At 63.1% G+C, this 14,572-nt stretch carries 14 protein-coding genes; 8 read left to right on the forward strand and 6 right to left on the reverse strand.

Translation table 11 applies throughout. The features are described 5' to 3' along the window. Positions 1–71 precede the first annotated feature (71 nt). Entirely contained in the window at positions 72–917 is an 846-nt protein-coding gene (locus ACFWAD_RS21395) for a hypothetical protein (protein WP_378547469.1), read from the forward strand. A 113-nt stretch (positions 918–1,030) separates the two neighbouring features. Here ACFWAD_RS21395 and ACFWAD_RS21400 read toward each other — a convergent pair whose 3' ends face one another. Next, a complete protein-coding gene (locus ACFWAD_RS21400) occupies positions 1,031–1,189 on the reverse strand; it encodes a hypothetical protein (protein WP_019747160.1) in 159 nt (52 codons plus the stop codon). 205 nt (positions 1,190–1,394) lie between these two features. Here ACFWAD_RS21400 and ACFWAD_RS21405 point away from each other — a divergent pair, with 205 nt between their 5' ends. Beyond that, the gene (locus tag ACFWAD_RS21405) at positions 1,395–2,156 is read left to right on the forward strand and encodes an SDR family NAD(P)-dependent oxidoreductase (protein ID WP_378547472.1); all 762 of its coding nucleotides are present in this window, start codon (positions 1,395–1,397) and stop codon (positions 2,154–2,156) included. On the opposite strand, the gene ACFWAD_RS21410 is transcribed toward ACFWAD_RS21405, so the two are convergent. Next, positions 2,138–2,275 carry a hypothetical protein gene (locus ACFWAD_RS21410; RefSeq protein ID WP_378535516.1) on the reverse strand — a complete coding sequence of 46 codons (138 nt, stop codon included), beginning with the start codon at positions 2,273–2,275 and terminating at the stop codon, positions 2,138–2,140. The two genes, ACFWAD_RS21405 and ACFWAD_RS21410, sit on opposite strands and share 19 nt — an antisense overlap. A 219-nt stretch (positions 2,276–2,494) precedes the next feature. Here ACFWAD_RS21410 and ACFWAD_RS21415 point away from each other — a divergent pair, with 219 nt between their 5' ends. The 3 genes from ACFWAD_RS21415 (at position 2,495) to ACFWAD_RS21425 (ending at position 5,711) form a co-directional block, all read left to right on the forward strand. Continuing rightward, entirely contained in the window at positions 2,495–3,439 is a 945-nt protein-coding gene (locus ACFWAD_RS21415) for an alpha/beta fold hydrolase (RefSeq protein WP_378535514.1), read from the forward strand. Positions 3,440–3,701: 262 nt separating this feature from the next. Then, positions 3,702–4,475 (forward strand): VOC family protein, encoded by a 774-nt coding sequence (locus tag ACFWAD_RS21420; protein WP_378547475.1) that lies wholly within the window; start codon positions 3,702–3,704, stop codon positions 4,473–4,475. A gap of 81 nt (positions 4,476–4,556) precedes the next feature. Further along, entirely contained in the window at positions 4,557–5,711 is a 1,155-nt protein-coding gene (locus ACFWAD_RS21425; RefSeq protein ID WP_378547478.1) for an alkaline phosphatase family protein, read from the forward strand. On the opposite strand, the gene murJ is transcribed toward ACFWAD_RS21425, so the two are convergent. The 4 genes from murJ to ACFWAD_RS21445 form a co-directional block, all read right to left on the reverse strand. Further along, positions 5,697–7,313, reverse strand: coding sequence for a murein biosynthesis integral membrane protein MurJ (murJ, locus tag ACFWAD_RS21430; RefSeq protein ID WP_378547481.1), 1,617 nt, complete (start codon positions 7,311–7,313; stop codon positions 5,697–5,699). The genes ACFWAD_RS21425 and murJ overlap by 15 nt on opposite strands. A gap of 116 nt (positions 7,314–7,429) precedes the next feature. Continuing rightward, a complete protein-coding gene (locus ACFWAD_RS21435; protein ID WP_378547484.1) occupies positions 7,430–8,458 on the reverse strand; it encodes a beta-ketoacyl-ACP synthase III in 1,029 nt (342 codons plus the stop codon). Positions 8,459–8,619: 161 nt separating this feature from the next. Next, the gene (locus tag ACFWAD_RS21440; protein ID WP_283307679.1) at positions 8,620–9,261 is read right to left on the reverse strand and encodes a response regulator transcription factor; all 642 of its coding nucleotides are present in this window, start codon (positions 9,259–9,261) and stop codon (positions 8,620–8,622) included. Continuing rightward, complete coding sequence (locus ACFWAD_RS21445; protein WP_378547487.1) at positions 9,249–10,487, reverse strand: sensor histidine kinase; 1,239 nt, start codon at positions 10,485–10,487, stop codon at positions 9,249–9,251. The genes ACFWAD_RS21440 and ACFWAD_RS21445 overlap by 13 nt, the downstream gene beginning before the upstream one ends. A 109-nt stretch (positions 10,488–10,596) precedes the next feature. Here ACFWAD_RS21445 and ACFWAD_RS21450 point away from each other — a divergent pair, with 109 nt between their 5' ends. The 3 genes from ACFWAD_RS21450 to ACFWAD_RS21460 are packed head-to-tail and all read left to right on the forward strand — an operon-like array spanning position 10,597 to position 14,516. Then, the gene (locus ACFWAD_RS21450; protein WP_378547490.1) at positions 10,597–11,379 is read left to right on the forward strand and encodes an ABC transporter ATP-binding protein; all 783 of its coding nucleotides are present in this window, start codon (positions 10,597–10,599) and stop codon (positions 11,377–11,379) included. Beyond that, positions 11,379–13,862 carry an FtsX-like permease family protein gene (locus tag ACFWAD_RS21455; protein ID WP_378547493.1) on the forward strand — a complete coding sequence of 828 codons (2,484 nt, stop codon included), beginning with the start codon at positions 11,379–11,381 and terminating at the stop codon, positions 13,860–13,862. Before ACFWAD_RS21450 ends, ACFWAD_RS21455 begins: the two co-directional genes overlap by 1 nt. Positions 13,863–13,883: 21 nt before the next feature. Continuing rightward, the gene (locus ACFWAD_RS21460) at positions 13,884–14,516 is read left to right on the forward strand and encodes a class I SAM-dependent methyltransferase (protein WP_378535497.1); all 633 of its coding nucleotides are present in this window, start codon (positions 13,884–13,886) and stop codon (positions 14,514–14,516) included. Positions 14,517–14,572 lie beyond the last annotated feature (56 nt).

Here is a 14,572-nt window from a genome sequence, read left to right on the forward strand (position 1 = left end):
GAATGTGTCAACCAATCTCCATCCTCAATATCGAGTAACTCGCTTCCACGCAGAGCACTATCGTGTGTCGGGTGATCACGGATCCGAAGAATCATCCGAACAGCTCTGACACCGGACGTCGCGCAGTGGTTGCGGTCCTGCTCCCCCGCGAACATCTCCCCTTCATCAGAGACTGGTGCCTGCACCACATCGAGCAAGGCTGGGAGGTTGTTCTCTACGACAACACCGGTTCCGTCGGGTCCACTCGCAAGACAAGCGCATTCAGTCTCAACCGCTGGCACGGACGCAGCGAGGACAAGCGCGGCAACTCGTACGGCGCCTTCACGCGATCGATGTCGGACAGCGAGGTTCAGGTCGCATTCCGCAAGGAACTGCACGACCTCCCGGTGACAATCATCGACTGGCAACCGCGCGACGCGGACGGTCGGATCGTGCACGGACAGGTGGAGGCCTACGTCGATTACGTGACCCGACATCGCGACACGGTCGCCTGGGCAGCATTCATCGACGCGGACGAATACCTCCAACACGCACCAGGATTGGACTGGGGGACACTACTCGGTGGTGTTACTCGAGAGGGTTCGCACCGCGTTGTTCTCGATGCGCTGGTCTACGAATCCAGGTGGACGCGCGACGGGCAACTGCGAGACGTCGGTACGCTCAAATGCCTTGGGCTACAAAGCCACGGCTGCAAGAACATACTCAGACTGTCGGAGATTCTGCGAGCAGACGTCCACTGGGCCTGGAAGACAACCGAACCCGACACAGTGGTCCGGCCGGACAGATCACTTTACTACTTCCGCCACTACCGCGGTTCGGAAGCGACACTCGATTTCACTCCGTTGCCGAACTTCGGACCCCAGGTCTACGAAGAAGGTGTGGACATACCAGCGACAATCGAAGTATCACAAAAATGAATGTGCCTGCAAGGCACAGACATTCACATGAAGATAAACCTCCGGCCCGCGTCCACGAAGGCAATGCCTTCAGGACGCGGGCCGGAGGCCGTAAATCCGGTTCAGCGAAGCAATCAAGCCTTCGGCTGCGAGCTTCCTGCGCCACCGATTGCGCCGAGAAGACCAGCAACTGCGCCGATGCCGACGAGGACGCCGCCCAGGCCTGCAATGATCTTCTGGAAGTCGCCGAGCTGTGCCAGGTCCGTCTTGCTGCTGCCAGTGGTGAATGCCATGTCTAGCTCCTCATCATGGAATGTGTACGCGGTCCGCGCGCCCGGTATGTAACGGCGCTCACAATATACGTAAGACAGCCGAAATTTGAAGCGGTGCCGCCGAGTGGGACGTAACTCACATCTCATCCAGCGGGAACCCACGAGTAACAATGCGCGATTCGGACAACGCTTCGGGAACCGTTGAATGACGAGCAGGAGAACAGCAGTGGGCAAGTTGGATGGAAAAGTGGCCCTGATCACTGGTGCAGGGCAAGGAGTCGGCCAGGGAGTTGCGTTGGCACTCGCCAAGGAGGGCGCTTCTGTCGCGGTCGCGGGCCGTACTGAGTCGAAACTCGTCGTCACATGTAACGAGATCACCCAACGTGGCGGCCGCGCCGAACCGGTGCTCGTGGATATCGCCGACGCTGACTCCATCACCGGCGCTGTGGCGCGAACCGTGGAACTGTTCGGCGGCGTCGACATCCTGATCAACAACGCCAGCCTCAACCCGCTCGGCAACATCCTCGACCTCACTCCGGAGCGCCTTGCCGACGGATTGACGTCGGGCCCCGTCGCGACGCTGCGAACAATGCAAGCCTGCTACCCGTTCATGAAGGAGCGCGGCGGCGGGGCGATCATCAACATGGTCAGTTCCGTGGCCGTCCGCTGGGATGCTGCCGGCTACGGCGGATACGCGGCCGTGAAGGAATCCGTCCGAGCCCTCAGCCGCGCAGCAGCGTGCGAATGGGGCGTCGACGGGATCCGTGTCAACGCGGTGGCCCCACACGCCTCGTCACCCGGGTTAGAGCGTTGGGCCGATGCGCGTCCGCAAGAGGCTGCCGCTTTTGTTGCCGGGATTCCACTGCGGAGGATCGGCGACTGCGAGACGGACATCGGTACAGCGGTGGCTTTCCTGGTCGGGCCGGATGCCGCTTATCTGACGGGAGCAACAATTCCGCTCGACGGCGGTCAGTCGCGCTGGGGCTGAGATGCGGCGTCGTCGAAGGCAAGCACCGCCGACTTGTCTTCGGCGATCGGGCGGCGGAAAACGAAACCGACCAGAACGGATGCCAAAACCAACGCGGCCAGCACAATGAGCCCGACCATCCACCACATGGTTTTCAGTATGCCCGAACCTCCCTCGGCCGGACGCGAACCGCGGCCGCGAAAAATCGATGACAACCACGAAAAGTGCTTGGCACCAGTCAAATTCCGTTTTGACCGTTTCGTGAGCTTCTGGACAATCCGTGATCGAGCACACAATTTCGCATCTCGAACCGGGGCGAGTGCGTGACTACGACGACACCTCGGTGCATCCTGGCAGGTATGGAATCCGCTGTTTCGGCCCAACTTGCCGACGGAAGCACCCTCACGCACCCGTGGGGCGGGACAAGCAACATCACCGATCTTGGCGGTGATGTTCACTGGATCGACTTCGGCGGTCCCAGCGGAGCGCCGCCCATCGTCCTCGTTCACGGACTGGGCGGCTCACATCTCAACTGGGTACGGGTGGCACCGGCGTTGGCCGCACGCACGCGCGTGTATGCATTGGATCTCGCCGGATTCGGACTCACCTCTGCTGATGGGCGGCACACCGGCGTCGATGCCAACGCGGCGCTCCTGAATCGCTTTCTCGACGCAGTGGTGCGTGAGCCCGCCGTCCTGTTCGGCAATTCGATGGGCGGAATGGTCTCGGCAATGTCGACCCATGCCAGTCCCGAATCAGTGGCCGGCCTGGTCCTGGTGGATCCGGCACTCCCCCTTCCCGTCCAACTTCCCGACCTGACCGTCGCCGCTCAATTCGCGCTCTACTCGATGCCGTACGTCGGCGAGCAGGTTCTCGGCTTCGGACGCCGGAAGATGTCCGACCGGCAGTTGGCCGCACAGATGACCAGATTGTGTTTCGCCGATCCGACGCGAGCAGACCCTGCGGTTCTCGACGCGGGCGCCGCCTTGACGGCTATTCGCCGCAACGAACCCACTCAGGATGCCGAGTTCCTGCAGGCAGCACGATCACTGCTGATGACCCTCGCCCGCCCGGCTTCGTATCGAAAGACCCTGCGAGAGATCACGACTCCGACGCTCCTGATCCACGGCGACCGCGATCGTCTTGTCCCGGTCGAGGCCGCACGGGCGGCCGCTGCTGCACATCCACACTGGACCACCATCATTCTCGGCGACACCGGCCACACCCCACAGTTGGAGATTCCGGACGAGTTCACCCGTCATGCGCTCGCGTGGCTCGATCGCACGGGGCTGATCACGAGCTGACCCGCACCGGCACTACGCCAGTAAGAAGTCTTTACCGATTGGGCAAGTGCCCCAATAATTTCGGCGTAATCAGAACGATTCGGCGCAGATGATACTGGCGGGTCCGGTCCACCGGTGAACATGAAGCGGCCAAATACTCCAAAGCTCTCGATCCCTGGGAATGTGTCGGGGTACGCGCGTAGCGTGAGAATCGCGCCTTCATCGGCCAGCCCGCTCTGTGTCCCTTGCTTGTGTATCCGTTTCGGTAAAGGAGAATTTTCAGATGCCCGCACGTACAGCGCTCGACGGAACTCCCTGTTGGATCGACCTGACCAGCTCCGACACGGCGGTTGCCAAATCGTTCTACACCAACGTGTTCGGCTGGCAGGCTGACACAAACGACGACCCGCAGTACGGGGGCTACGCGATCTTCAGCAAAGACGGGCAGCCCATCGCCGGGCTCGGCCCCCAGCAGGAGGGAAACCCCTACGGCAACGTGTGGACCACCTACATCTCCTCGGCGGATGCGGCAGCGTCGGCGTCCAAGGCCGAAACCGCGGGCGGCACGATCATGATGCCGTCGATGCAAGTCGGTCCTCAGGGCAGCATGGCGATCGTGGGCGATCCGGCCGGTGCCGTCGTCGGCATCTGGCAGGCAGATCAGCACCACGGCTTCGGTCTGGTCGGCGAGGCCGGAGCGCCGGTCTGGCACGAGACATTGTCCAAGAACTACGCCGCGGTTCTGCCGTTCTACACCGACGTGTTCGGCTGGACCTACGAGTCCATCGGCGACAGCGACGAGTTCCGGTACTCACAGGCCAAGCAGGGCGACACCGTCGTCGCCGGTTTGATGGATGCCAGTTCGTTCCTCCCGGCGGAGGTGCCGTCGTTCTGGCAGGTGTACTTCGGGGCGGACGACACGGATGCGGCAGTCGCCAAGGTCGTCGAATTCGGCGGCAGCGTACTGCGCGATCCCGAGGACACGCCCTTCGGCCGTCTCGCATCGGTTGCCGATCCTCTCGGTGCCAAGTTCCAGATCTCGACGATCATGGAGTGAAGGCCGGTTTCGAGAAGCGCAGATTTGAACACTCGCCCAGAAGGTATGCAGTTTTCTGCGTCCAACGCCTAATCTCATGGGATGCCCGCCCCCGCCCCTCTCCTCGATGTGTACTCGCAGCCGACACTGTCGACGCTTGCGCCGTCGGTACTCGCTTCCCTCGGAGTGAGTGGCGAAGCGAACCGTCTCGATCTGCAACCCAGCAAGAAGACCGTCATTCTGCTGGTAGACGGGATGGGCGCGAATTTGCTCGCCCGCAACGTCGAACATGCACCATTCCTGAATTCACTCGCCGGAACGCCCATCCGGGCTGGATTCCCCACGACGACGGCCACCAGCATCGTCTCGCTGGGGACCGGTCTGCCTTCGGGAGCGCACGGCATCACCGGCTACCAGTCCTACGTCGAAGAAGCCGATTCGGTGTTCAACTGGCTGGGCTGGCACAGCGCGGGCAAGAAGGATTCTCAGACCGACTCCATCGTCCCGGAGACCTTGCAGCCGCAGGCCACGACCTTCGATCGCGCAGCGGCCGCCGGCATCACCGTCACTACCGTCGTTCCGTCCAAATTCGACGGCAGCGGCCTCACCCGGGCGGGAATGCGCGGTGCCCAGTTCGCCGGGATCCAGGCTTACGGAGACCTCCTCGCTCGCACCGTGGCGGCATCGAAATCCGCCGACCGGACGTTCACGTACTGCTACATCAGCGAGATCGATGCGCTGGGCCACGTCTACGGCCCCGAGTCCGAACCGTGGATCTTCCAACTGATGCTTGTCGATCGACTGGTCGAACAACTCGCCACCGCTCTCGGTCCGGACGTGAGATTGCTGGTGACGGCTGACCACGGAATGGTCGACGTGTTGGACGAGAACAAGATCGACTTCGACAACACTCCGATTCTGTCCAAAGACGTACTCGCCCTTGCCGGTGAACCGCGTTGTCGTCACATCCACACCAGAGAAGGCGCTGCACAAGATGTTGCGGACCGCTGGCGCGCCGAGCTGGGTGATCGCATGTGGATCGGGACGAGATCTGAAGGCATAGTCGCAGGATTGTTCGGGCCCGCAGTGCATTCCGAGTATCACGGGCGGATCGGCGATGTCATCGCCATTGCCTCCGGAGACGTAGCCGTCGTACGTCGATCTGTCGAGTCAGGACTGTCCGGCCTCCGTGGACAGCACGGTGCCCTCACCCCGGACGAACTGCTGGTACCGCTCCTGTCCTCAGGACAACAGTAGGGCTCGGGCCCGGCGAATCTCGGGAACAACGACCACCTTGCACGCGCCCAACAGGACAATGACACCAACGGCTGCACCCGCCGACAAGGAAACAGCAGCAGCGAGTCTGGGCTCGGGAATGCGATTCTGAACCACCACAACCAGAGCGAGCGCACAACCGCCTGCCAGCACTGTCGCCGTCGAAATCCTGCCGACAGTGGCCCGCACGTGACGGAATCCCAACAGCCCATATCGTTTTCGAAGCAGGACATGGCCGAGCACCGCTCCGAACACGTAGGAGAACGAGCCGGCGGCGCAGACAGCCAGGATCAGCGTTTCGTCACTCGCCGACAGTGATGCAAGAAGAACGAGTGTCGTCTTGGCAATCACCATCACAACGGCAATCACGGCGGGAGTTCGAGTATCGTTGTCGGCGTAGAACACTCGTAGCTGAAGCATGACCATCGCAAAGGGCACCAGGCCGAATGCACTGACGGCAAGGGCCGTCCCGATCAAACGGGCACTGCTGCCGTCCACCCGGCCGAAGAAGATCAGAGTGGTCAACGAGGGGCCGAACACCATGAGTGCCACGGTGACCGGAATCAGAGCCACCACTGAATACCGGGCTCCGCGGCCGAGATCGGATACGACGCCTACGTCATCCCCCGCGGCAACTGACCTGGCGATTCGCGGCATCAGTACCGTCAACAGAGACACTCCGAGAATTCCGTATGCCACTTGAAACAGCAGATCCGCATGTGTGTACATCGAGTAGACGTGACGTGAGAGCGTCACCTTCATCGTCACCCACACCCCGACCTGACCGGCAACAACGTACACCAGAACCCACCCGAGCAACGGCACCCCGACGCGCACCGGTCGCCAGGTGTGCGGTACGACCCGCACGCGAAGGCGCCACCGAAACCCGTTGCGGTGCAGCGCTAGAGCAACGACAGCGGTTTGCGCCACGATCCCGAGCAGAGTACCGACACCGATCACCAGAACCTGCGCCATTGTCATCGACTCTGGAGTCAAAGCCACCGGACCCGGGATGCACAAGAAGACTGCGACCGTCACCAGAAGGACGACGTTGTTGATCACCGGTGCCCAGGCCGGCGCGCCGAACACCGATCGAACACTGAGCACAGCCGTCATCATCGCCGTGATGCCGTAGAAGAAGATCTCCGGCAGAAGTAGATACGCGAAGAGCGTCGTGAGCTCGCGTTGAGCCGGATCATCGATCACGGCCGAGACCAGCGGCGGCGCGCACACCACCGCCACTACTGTCACGAGAGCAAGAGCAAGCGCTCCCACAGTGAGGACGCGTTGCGTCTGCGCTCGTTCGAGTGCCCGCCCACGGCGTCGTTGCCGCGTCAGATACGGAAGCAGGACACTGGCGAGAATTCCGCCGAGTAGGAGCTGATAGACCATGTTGGGGAAGCTGTTGGCCGCGTTGTACGCATCGCTGACGAGGGCAATGCCCAGGACTGCGGCAAGGGCAAGGGTGCGGACGAAACCGGTGATCCGGCTGACCGTGCTGGCGAGCGCCACTTGCCCGCCCATTTTCGCCAAGCTGCCGCCCGTCTCACCCGTACGTTCGGACTCACCGACACTCTCGACCATCTCGCCAGGGTGCCATATCGCACGTTCCGACGAGCCGGAGCGGAAACGACTGCCCTCCCGAAACGACTGAGCGCCCCGAACCGAAGTTCGAGGCGCTCAGTAGGTACGAGGGAAGATCAGGCTGATTCTGCCCCAGCCAACGGCGGCATGACGACAACCTGACCGGCGAAGGACAGACCGGCACCGAAGGCGAGAAGCAGGGCCTTGTCGCCCGGCTTGCACTCTCCGTCGCGCAGCATCTGCTCCATGGCGAGCGGGATCGAGGCCGCAGACGTGTTGCCCGTCTCGGCGATGTCGTTGGAGATGGGGAAGCCCTCGGGCAGCTTCATGCTGCGAGCGATGACCTCGTTGATGCGCTGGTTTGCCTGGTGCGGGACAAAAGCGTCGATGTCCTCGATACCCAGCCCCGACTTCTCCAGGGTGCGAGTGGCGACCTTGCCCATCTCGAAGGCAGCCCAGCGGAACACCGCGGTGCCGGCCATCTTGATCCACGGCCGAGGTCCGGTCGGGTTCTTGGTGTAGTCGAGCCAGCTGGGCTCCTGAACGATGGCGTCGGACTGGCTGCCGTCCGAACCCCACTCGACCGGGCCGATTCCGACGGTATCGCTCGGGCCGACGACAACTGCGCCGGCGCCGTCACCGAAGATGAAGCGAACGCTGCGATCGGTGGGCTCGGTGGCCTCGCTCATCAACTCGACACCGACGACGAGTACGTGATCTACGGTGCCACCGCGAACGAGGTCACTGGCCACCGCAAGGGCGGTACAGAAACCGGCGCAACCTGCTGCGACGTCGAACGCAGCCGGACCCTTGATACCCAGCTCATGGGCAACGATGGATGCGGCCTGAGGAGTCTGCAAGTCCCACGTCGACGTCGCGATGATCACGGCGCCGATCTGCTCGGGTGCAATGCCGCTGACGTCCAGTGCCTTACGGGCAGCGCTGATCGACATGGCGAGGATGCCTTCGCCTTCGCCGGAGAACCGGCGCGACTTGATGCCCGATCGCGTCTGGATCCACTCGTCGGTGGAATCGATCAGCTCGCAGATCTCGTCGTTGGTCACGACTCGCTCCGGGCGGTGAACGCCGAGCCCGAGAAGGACGGACTGCCGACCTCCGGCCACACTGGCAATCGGCTTACCCATTGATCGATCTCCTCGTTGGTTTCTGGTGATGACGCGCATTCGACATCACACGTTACGTACAGGACATAAGCCCCTGCCTCTCAGGTCACCGTTCGATCACGGCAACAACATGAGGCTCGCTCACGTTACGCTTCGGTCAGGTATGTAGTCCAGATCCTCGATCAGGCGCGCAAATGAGCTAGAACTGCCAAAACACGACGATGCCCGCTTTCCGAAGCCGACAGGCCGAGTTTCGCGAAGATATTTCCTATGTGCTTGCTCACAGCGGTGTCGCTGACGACCAATTTCCTGGCGATTTCCTGATTTCCCAGCCCCTCCGCCATCAGTCCGAGAACCTCGGACTCGCGTGGAGTCAGCGATCTGATCGGATCGTCGGCGCGTCGACGGCTCATCAGCTGGGATACGACCTCGGGATCCATCACCGTTCCACCGTCGACGACCCGGTTCAGCGCGTCGACGAACTCGGCTACCTTGCCAACCCGTTCCTTGAGCAAATAGCCGACGCCACCGGCGCCGCCTGCCAACAGTTCACCGGCGTAGCGATCCTCGACATACGCAGAAAGGACCAGGACGGGAAAGCCCGGACGAAGCTTGCGCACCTCGATCGCCGCTCGAAGTCCCTCGTTGGTGAAAGTAGGAGGCATCCGGACGTCGAGCACCGCGGCGTCGGGGGCGGTCTCCTCGAACACCGCAAGGAACTGTGTGGCGTCGGAGACGGCAGACACCTCGAAGCCCTCTCCGCGAAGCAGCAGTGCCAGCCCTTCACGCAGGAGAGCGTCGTCCTCGGCAATCAGAATCCGCACGGTAGTTCCACCCTCATCGTTGTCGGTCCACCCTCCGGGCTCTCCAGTACAGCGGTTCCCTCGAAAGCCTCGACCCGGCGCCGGATGCCCGCCACGCCGCCGCCCGGCCGTTCGTTCGCACCGCCGTGACCGTCGTCGATCACGTCGATGAGCATCGTCTCACCCGACGAGTCGTCCGACGTCTCCGTCCGCGCCGTGACGGTGACACTGCGCGCTCCGCTGTGCTTTGCGACGTTGGTCAAGGCCTCAGCGACGACGAAGTACGCAGCGGCCTCGACGGCAGCCGGGGCACGGCGGAGCTCGTCGATCTCGAGTACACAGGGCACGCTGGAGCGACCGGCGAGCGCGGAGATCGCACCCTCGAGGCCGAGCTCGTCGAGGATCGGCGGATAGATGTCGTGCACCAACGTGCGGAGTTCACTCAACGCCTCGGTCGCGGCATCTTGTGCCCGATGCAGTTGCGGCAGAGCCTGGTCCGGGTTGATCTGCAACGACCGCTCCGCCATTCCCAGCATCATCACCACCGCGACCAGACGGTTCTGCGCGCCGTCGTGCAGATCGCGCTCGATGCGTTTGAGTTCGGCCGAATGCGCGTCCAGCGCCGCAGCGCGGCTGGCCGTCAGGGCGGTGACGCGCTTCGATAGGTCCGAACGCGTATCCGGCGCAAGCAAAGTCGTGGTCGACCAGCTGATCCACTTCGCCATCGCGGGGATCAACCACCACGCGATCAGGAAGTACAGGATGCCGATCAACGGCATCCCCGCAGCGCCCAACCACGACGTCACGGGGTACGGGTTGTTGACGGGTTCGCCCGCGGGCATCTGCTGCCAGTACAGCGGGACGGCAATCGCATTGAGCGCACCGAGTGGCAGAGCAATGGTCAGCATTGCCGCGACGAAAGCACCCAGACCATGAATCGACAACCAAGCCGCGTCACGCCTCGTCGACTGATCGGTGAGGAACCGGCTCCAGTCCCCGAATGTCGGATTGCTGGGCATCGGTGGGTATCGCTGCAGAACAGGGCGCCCGGTGTACGCAGCGGTGCGTTTGCGAGCCAGGCCGGCCCACCACCGGAGCACTCGCACGTACGACGGCAACAGCAACCAGCCGACGATCAGAATCGAGAGCGACAAGAGAATGAGGCCGACCATCAGCAAGAACAGGGAGACCACAGCTGCCGCACCCTCGACGAGCACGTATACCGCAGCCCTGGTTCTCTTCTTCACTGCCCCAGCATGCCGCACCGCACCGCACGATCCACTACAGCTGGCTACACCATTGATTCGGGACTCTGCTGGATGTCGACGAATGCCGAATCTCCATAGCGTTCTTCCCATGAAGAATCGACACTCGGTCCTCGCCCCGCCGGCCCCTGATGCCACGGGAGCTCGAACATCTGCCGTGCGACTCGAAGGCGTCAGCAAGGTCTACGGCAACGGCCGCGGCGCCGTGACCGCCCTCGACAACGTCAGCCTCACTCTGCCGCGCAGCACCTTCACCGCCGTGATGGGCCCGTCCGGCTCGGGCAAGAGCACTTTCCTGCACTGCGCCGCAGGGCTCGACCGACCGAGCAGCGGATCGGTGTGGCTGGGCGACACCGAGATTTCACAGCTGAAGCCGAAGGCCCGCAGCATCTTCCGACGCGACCACATCGGTTTCGTCTTCCAGGCGTACAACCTGCTCGGCGCTCTCGACGTCGAGCAGAACGTCACGCTCCCCCTACTCCTCGCCGGGCGACGAGCCGACAAGCAGTACCTGACCTTCGTCCTCGAATCCGTCGGGCTCGGATCATACCGAAAGCGCAAACCCTCAGAACTGTCCGGTGGTCAGCAGCAACGCGTCGCCATCGCGCGCGCCCTCGTCACCCACCCCGACGCACTCTTTGCCGACGAACCGACCGGCGCCCTCGACTCCCGCAGCGCCAAGCAGGTTCTGGAATTGCTGCGCCGAACGGCCGCCGAGTTCGACCAGACCATCGTCATGGTCACGCACGATCCGGTGGCCGCGTCGTACGCCGATCGTGTGCTGTTCCTCGCCGACGGGAAACTTGTCGGGCACATCGACCGCCCGACACCGCAGCAGATCGCCGAGCGCATGACACACCTCGGGGACTGGTGATGATGAAAGCGCACACGTTTGCCCATCTGAAAGCGCATCGCTCCGGTTTCGTCGCCGTGTTCGTCTCCGTATTCTGCGCGGCTCTCCTCACCTGCGGTCTAGGTGTGCTGCTGGAATCCGGAGTGCGAGGCGGAGTCTCACCACATCTCTACGCCGGCGCCGACGCCGTGGTCAGCGCACCGCAGGCACTCGAGGTCAAGGAAGATGCCGATCAGCCTTTTGCCGAGAGAGTTCTCCTCGACGGTGATGCGGTCCGCAAGCTCGAGGCACTCGATGTCACGGTGGTTCCCGACATCTCCGTCCCCGTCAGTACAGCCGAGGGCGTCGTACTCGACGCACATCCTTGGAACACAGCACAATTGGCGCCGTACTCGCTCGCCGAGGGTCGCGCTCCGCAGAGCCGCGACGAGGTGGTCTCGACCACCGGCGCCGCGCTCGGCGAGCGGATCATGCTGGCTCACGGCGGCATAGTGGACGAGTACACCGTTGTCGGCACAGCAGATTCGTCTTCGGTGCCCTCACCCGACCGTCCGGCACTCGTCTTCCTCGACGACGCAGAGGCCGAACGGTTGTGGCCGCACCAGAACTCGGTCACCGCAGTCGGATTGATCGCTCCCGAAGGTGTGAACGCCGCCGCTCTCGCTCGCGAGGCACTCGCCGGGACCGACGCCGAGATCTCGACCGGCACCGCACGCGGAGGCATCGAATTCCTCGACGCCGGTGCTGCGCGGACTCAGTTGATCGTGCTCTGCGCCTCGTTTGCGGGTCTTGCATTGATGGTCAGCATGTTCGTCGTGTCCAGCACGTTGTCGCTCTCGATCAACGCCAGGCGCCGAGAGTTCGCTCTGTTGCGTGCAATCGGAGCCACTACTCGTCAAGTCCACGTCATGATCGGGCGTGAAGTGCTGCTCGTTGCTGCTGCGGCGGCAGCTCTCGGCGCGGTGCCCGGATACCTGCTCGCCCGAGTTCTGGGCGCACAGTTCGCCGATGCAGGGGTCATGCCCACGGATTTCGCGTTGGCGTACAGCCCGCTTCCTGCCATCGCGGCCTTCCTGATCTGCGTACTCACTGCCCGCGCGGCAGCGGCGATCGCGGCACGACGGCCGGCCAAGCTCGACCCCGTCGAAGCGCTTCGCGAATCCGAAAGCGGCCCGGCGAAACTGGGCCGCGGACGCATCATCACCGGGCTGATCTTCGGCGCCGCCGGCCTCAGCGCGTGCATCCTCCCTGCTTTTTTGCCCGGCAGCGTGGCAGCCGCCGGAGCCGGTTCGAGCGCGCTGCTGTTGATCTTCTCGGTCGCGCTGCTCGGCCCGTTGTTGGTGCGCGGCATCATCAAGGTCCTCGGCGGCCCACTGCGCCGTAGCCGATCGGCGTCGAAAGTTCTCGCTGCTGCCAACGCCGAATCCAACTCGAGGCGACTCTCGTCGGCCGTTGTCCCCTTGGCTCTCGCAATCGCACTGGGCTCGGTGCAGTTCTTCAGCCAGAGCACCGTCGCAGCCGAGGCGACCAACCAGTCGATCAAGGGCGTCACCGCAGACCTGATCGTCGGCGCTCCGGCCGGTATCGCTCCCTCTCTCCTCGACTCGATTGCAGCGGTGCCCGGTGTGAGTGCGGCAAACCCCGTGGTGCGCAGCCAGGTCTTACCGGTACCGAGTGGAGAGGAAGGCGGCTCAGCCGACAGCGCGATCGCGGCCCAGGGCATCGACGCCGCCAGTGCCGCCGCGACCCTCGATCTCGCGGTGACCGAAGGCGACCTGAGCGCTCTGACCGGCGATACCGTTGCCGTGAGCGAAGACGGCGCTTTCACACTCGGAGCCAAGGTCGGCCAGCGCGTCGACCTCTATCTGGGTGACGGAACGCTGGTGCATCCGATGGTCGTCGCAAAATACGGTCGCGGCCTCGGATTCGGGGACGTGACCATGCCGATCGAGACTTTGCGTCAGCACTCCACCGACGCTCTGATCGACACCGTTCTGGTTGCTGCCGAACCCGGACGGTCGGCTGAAGTACAGCAGTCGTTGCAGTCTTTCCCCTCGATCGCCGCGATGAACCAGGACCAGTTCGGAGCGGCAGGCGAAGATCAGCGACGTATGCAGTCGTGGGTCAGCATCCTCGCCGTCCTCGTCCTGCTCGGTTATCTGGCCGTCGCCGTCGTGAACACTCTGGTCGCCGCCACTGCCGAGCGTTCCCGCGAGTTCGCGCTCCTGCAGCTGGTGGGTTCGCGGACGAAGCAGGTCCGAGCGATGATGCGCATCGAATCGTTGATGGTGGTGGGAATCGCCGTCGTGGTCGGATCGCTGATCGCCCTGCCGCCGCTGATGGGCATCGCCGTGGCGGTGTCCGGGCAGCCGATCCCGGCGATCTCACCGGTGATCTACGGTTCCATCGTCGCCGTGACCGCTGTTCTGGGATTTGTCTCCATCGCGATCCCGACTCGCGCGGCCCTGCGCAAGAACCCGATGGACGGCGTCCGCAAGAACTGAGTGCCACTACCGTCGTCATCTATGGATGCGGCCGCCTGGGACAAGAAGTACGAAGAATCCGAGCTCGTCTGGGGCGCACCTCCCAACGAACTACTGGTGGAATACGCAACGGCCCTCCCCCACGGCCAGGCACTGGACCTGGCGTGTGGCGAGGGCCGTAACGCGTTGTGGCTCGCAACCCGCGGTTGGCAGGTCACCGGCATCGACTACTCGGCCGTCGCGATCGAGAAAGCCCGCACGATCGCAGCCCGCTCACCCCGATCGGTCCTCGACCGGCTCGACTACCGATGCGGCGACGTCACCGTCGCGGATTACCCCTCCAGAAACGGGCAGGCATACGACTTGGCCCTGCTTCTTTACCTTCATCTACCCGCACCACAACGCACCCTAGTTGTGAACCGTGCCATAAATTCTCTGAAACCTGATGGAATCCTCATGATTTTGGGTCACGACCGAAGCAACATCGACTACGGCGTCGGCGGACCGAAAGATCCCGAAATCCTCTACACCCCAGAAGAATTGATGCAGGAGTTCCAAGGAAAGCTCGAGTTCGAGATCGCCGGAAATCCCCACAGGCACACCGAAACGGGACTCGCGGTCGACGCGCTTGTCATCGGACGCAAATCCGGTGTTGGCAATGCAAAGAACGGCTAGTAACATGTATTAAGTTACCGACGAGTAATAAACTTCGGGCGGTACTAGGAGTGCTG

Origin of the sequence: Rhodococcus sp. NPDC059969 (assembly GCF_042738325.1) — a bacterium.
GTDB lineage: Bacteria > Actinomycetota > Actinomycetes > Mycobacteriales > Mycobacteriaceae > Rhodococcus_F.

Excerpts from the sequence above, each read along its gene's own strand:
- ACFWAD_RS21400 (WP_019747160.1), bottom strand. The coding sequence starts at position 1,189 with ATGGCATTCACCACTGGCAGCAGCAAGACGGACCTGGCACAGCTCGGC.
- ACFWAD_RS21410 (WP_378535516.1), bottom strand. The coding sequence starts at position 2,275 with ATGGTCGGGCTCATTGTGCTGGCCGCGTTGGTTTTGGCATCCGTTCTG.
- ACFWAD_RS21415 (WP_378535514.1), top strand. The coding sequence starts at position 2,495 with ATGGAATCCGCTGTTTCGGCCCAACTTGCCGACGGAAGCACCCTCACG.
- ACFWAD_RS21420 (WP_378547475.1), top strand. The coding sequence starts at position 3,702 with ATGCCCGCACGTACAGCGCTCGACGGAACTCCCTGTTGGATCGACCTG.
- ACFWAD_RS21425 (WP_378547478.1), top strand. The coding sequence starts at position 4,557 with ATGCCCGCCCCCGCCCCTCTCCTCGATGTGTACTCGCAGCCGACACTG.
- murJ (WP_378547481.1), bottom strand. The coding sequence starts at position 7,313 with ATGGTCGAGAGTGTCGGTGAGTCCGAACGTACGGGTGAGACGGGCGGC.
- ACFWAD_RS21435 (WP_378547484.1), bottom strand. The coding sequence starts at position 8,458 with ATGGGTAAGCCGATTGCCAGTGTGGCCGGAGGTCGGCAGTCCGTCCTT.
- ACFWAD_RS21450 (WP_378547490.1), top strand. The coding sequence starts at position 10,597 with ATGAAGAATCGACACTCGGTCCTCGCCCCGCCGGCCCCTGATGCCACG.
- ACFWAD_RS21455 (WP_378547493.1), top strand. The coding sequence starts at position 11,379 with ATGATGAAAGCGCACACGTTTGCCCATCTGAAAGCGCATCGCTCCGGT.
- ACFWAD_RS21460 (WP_378535497.1), top strand. The coding sequence starts at position 13,884 with ATGGATGCGGCCGCCTGGGACAAGAAGTACGAAGAATCCGAGCTCGTC.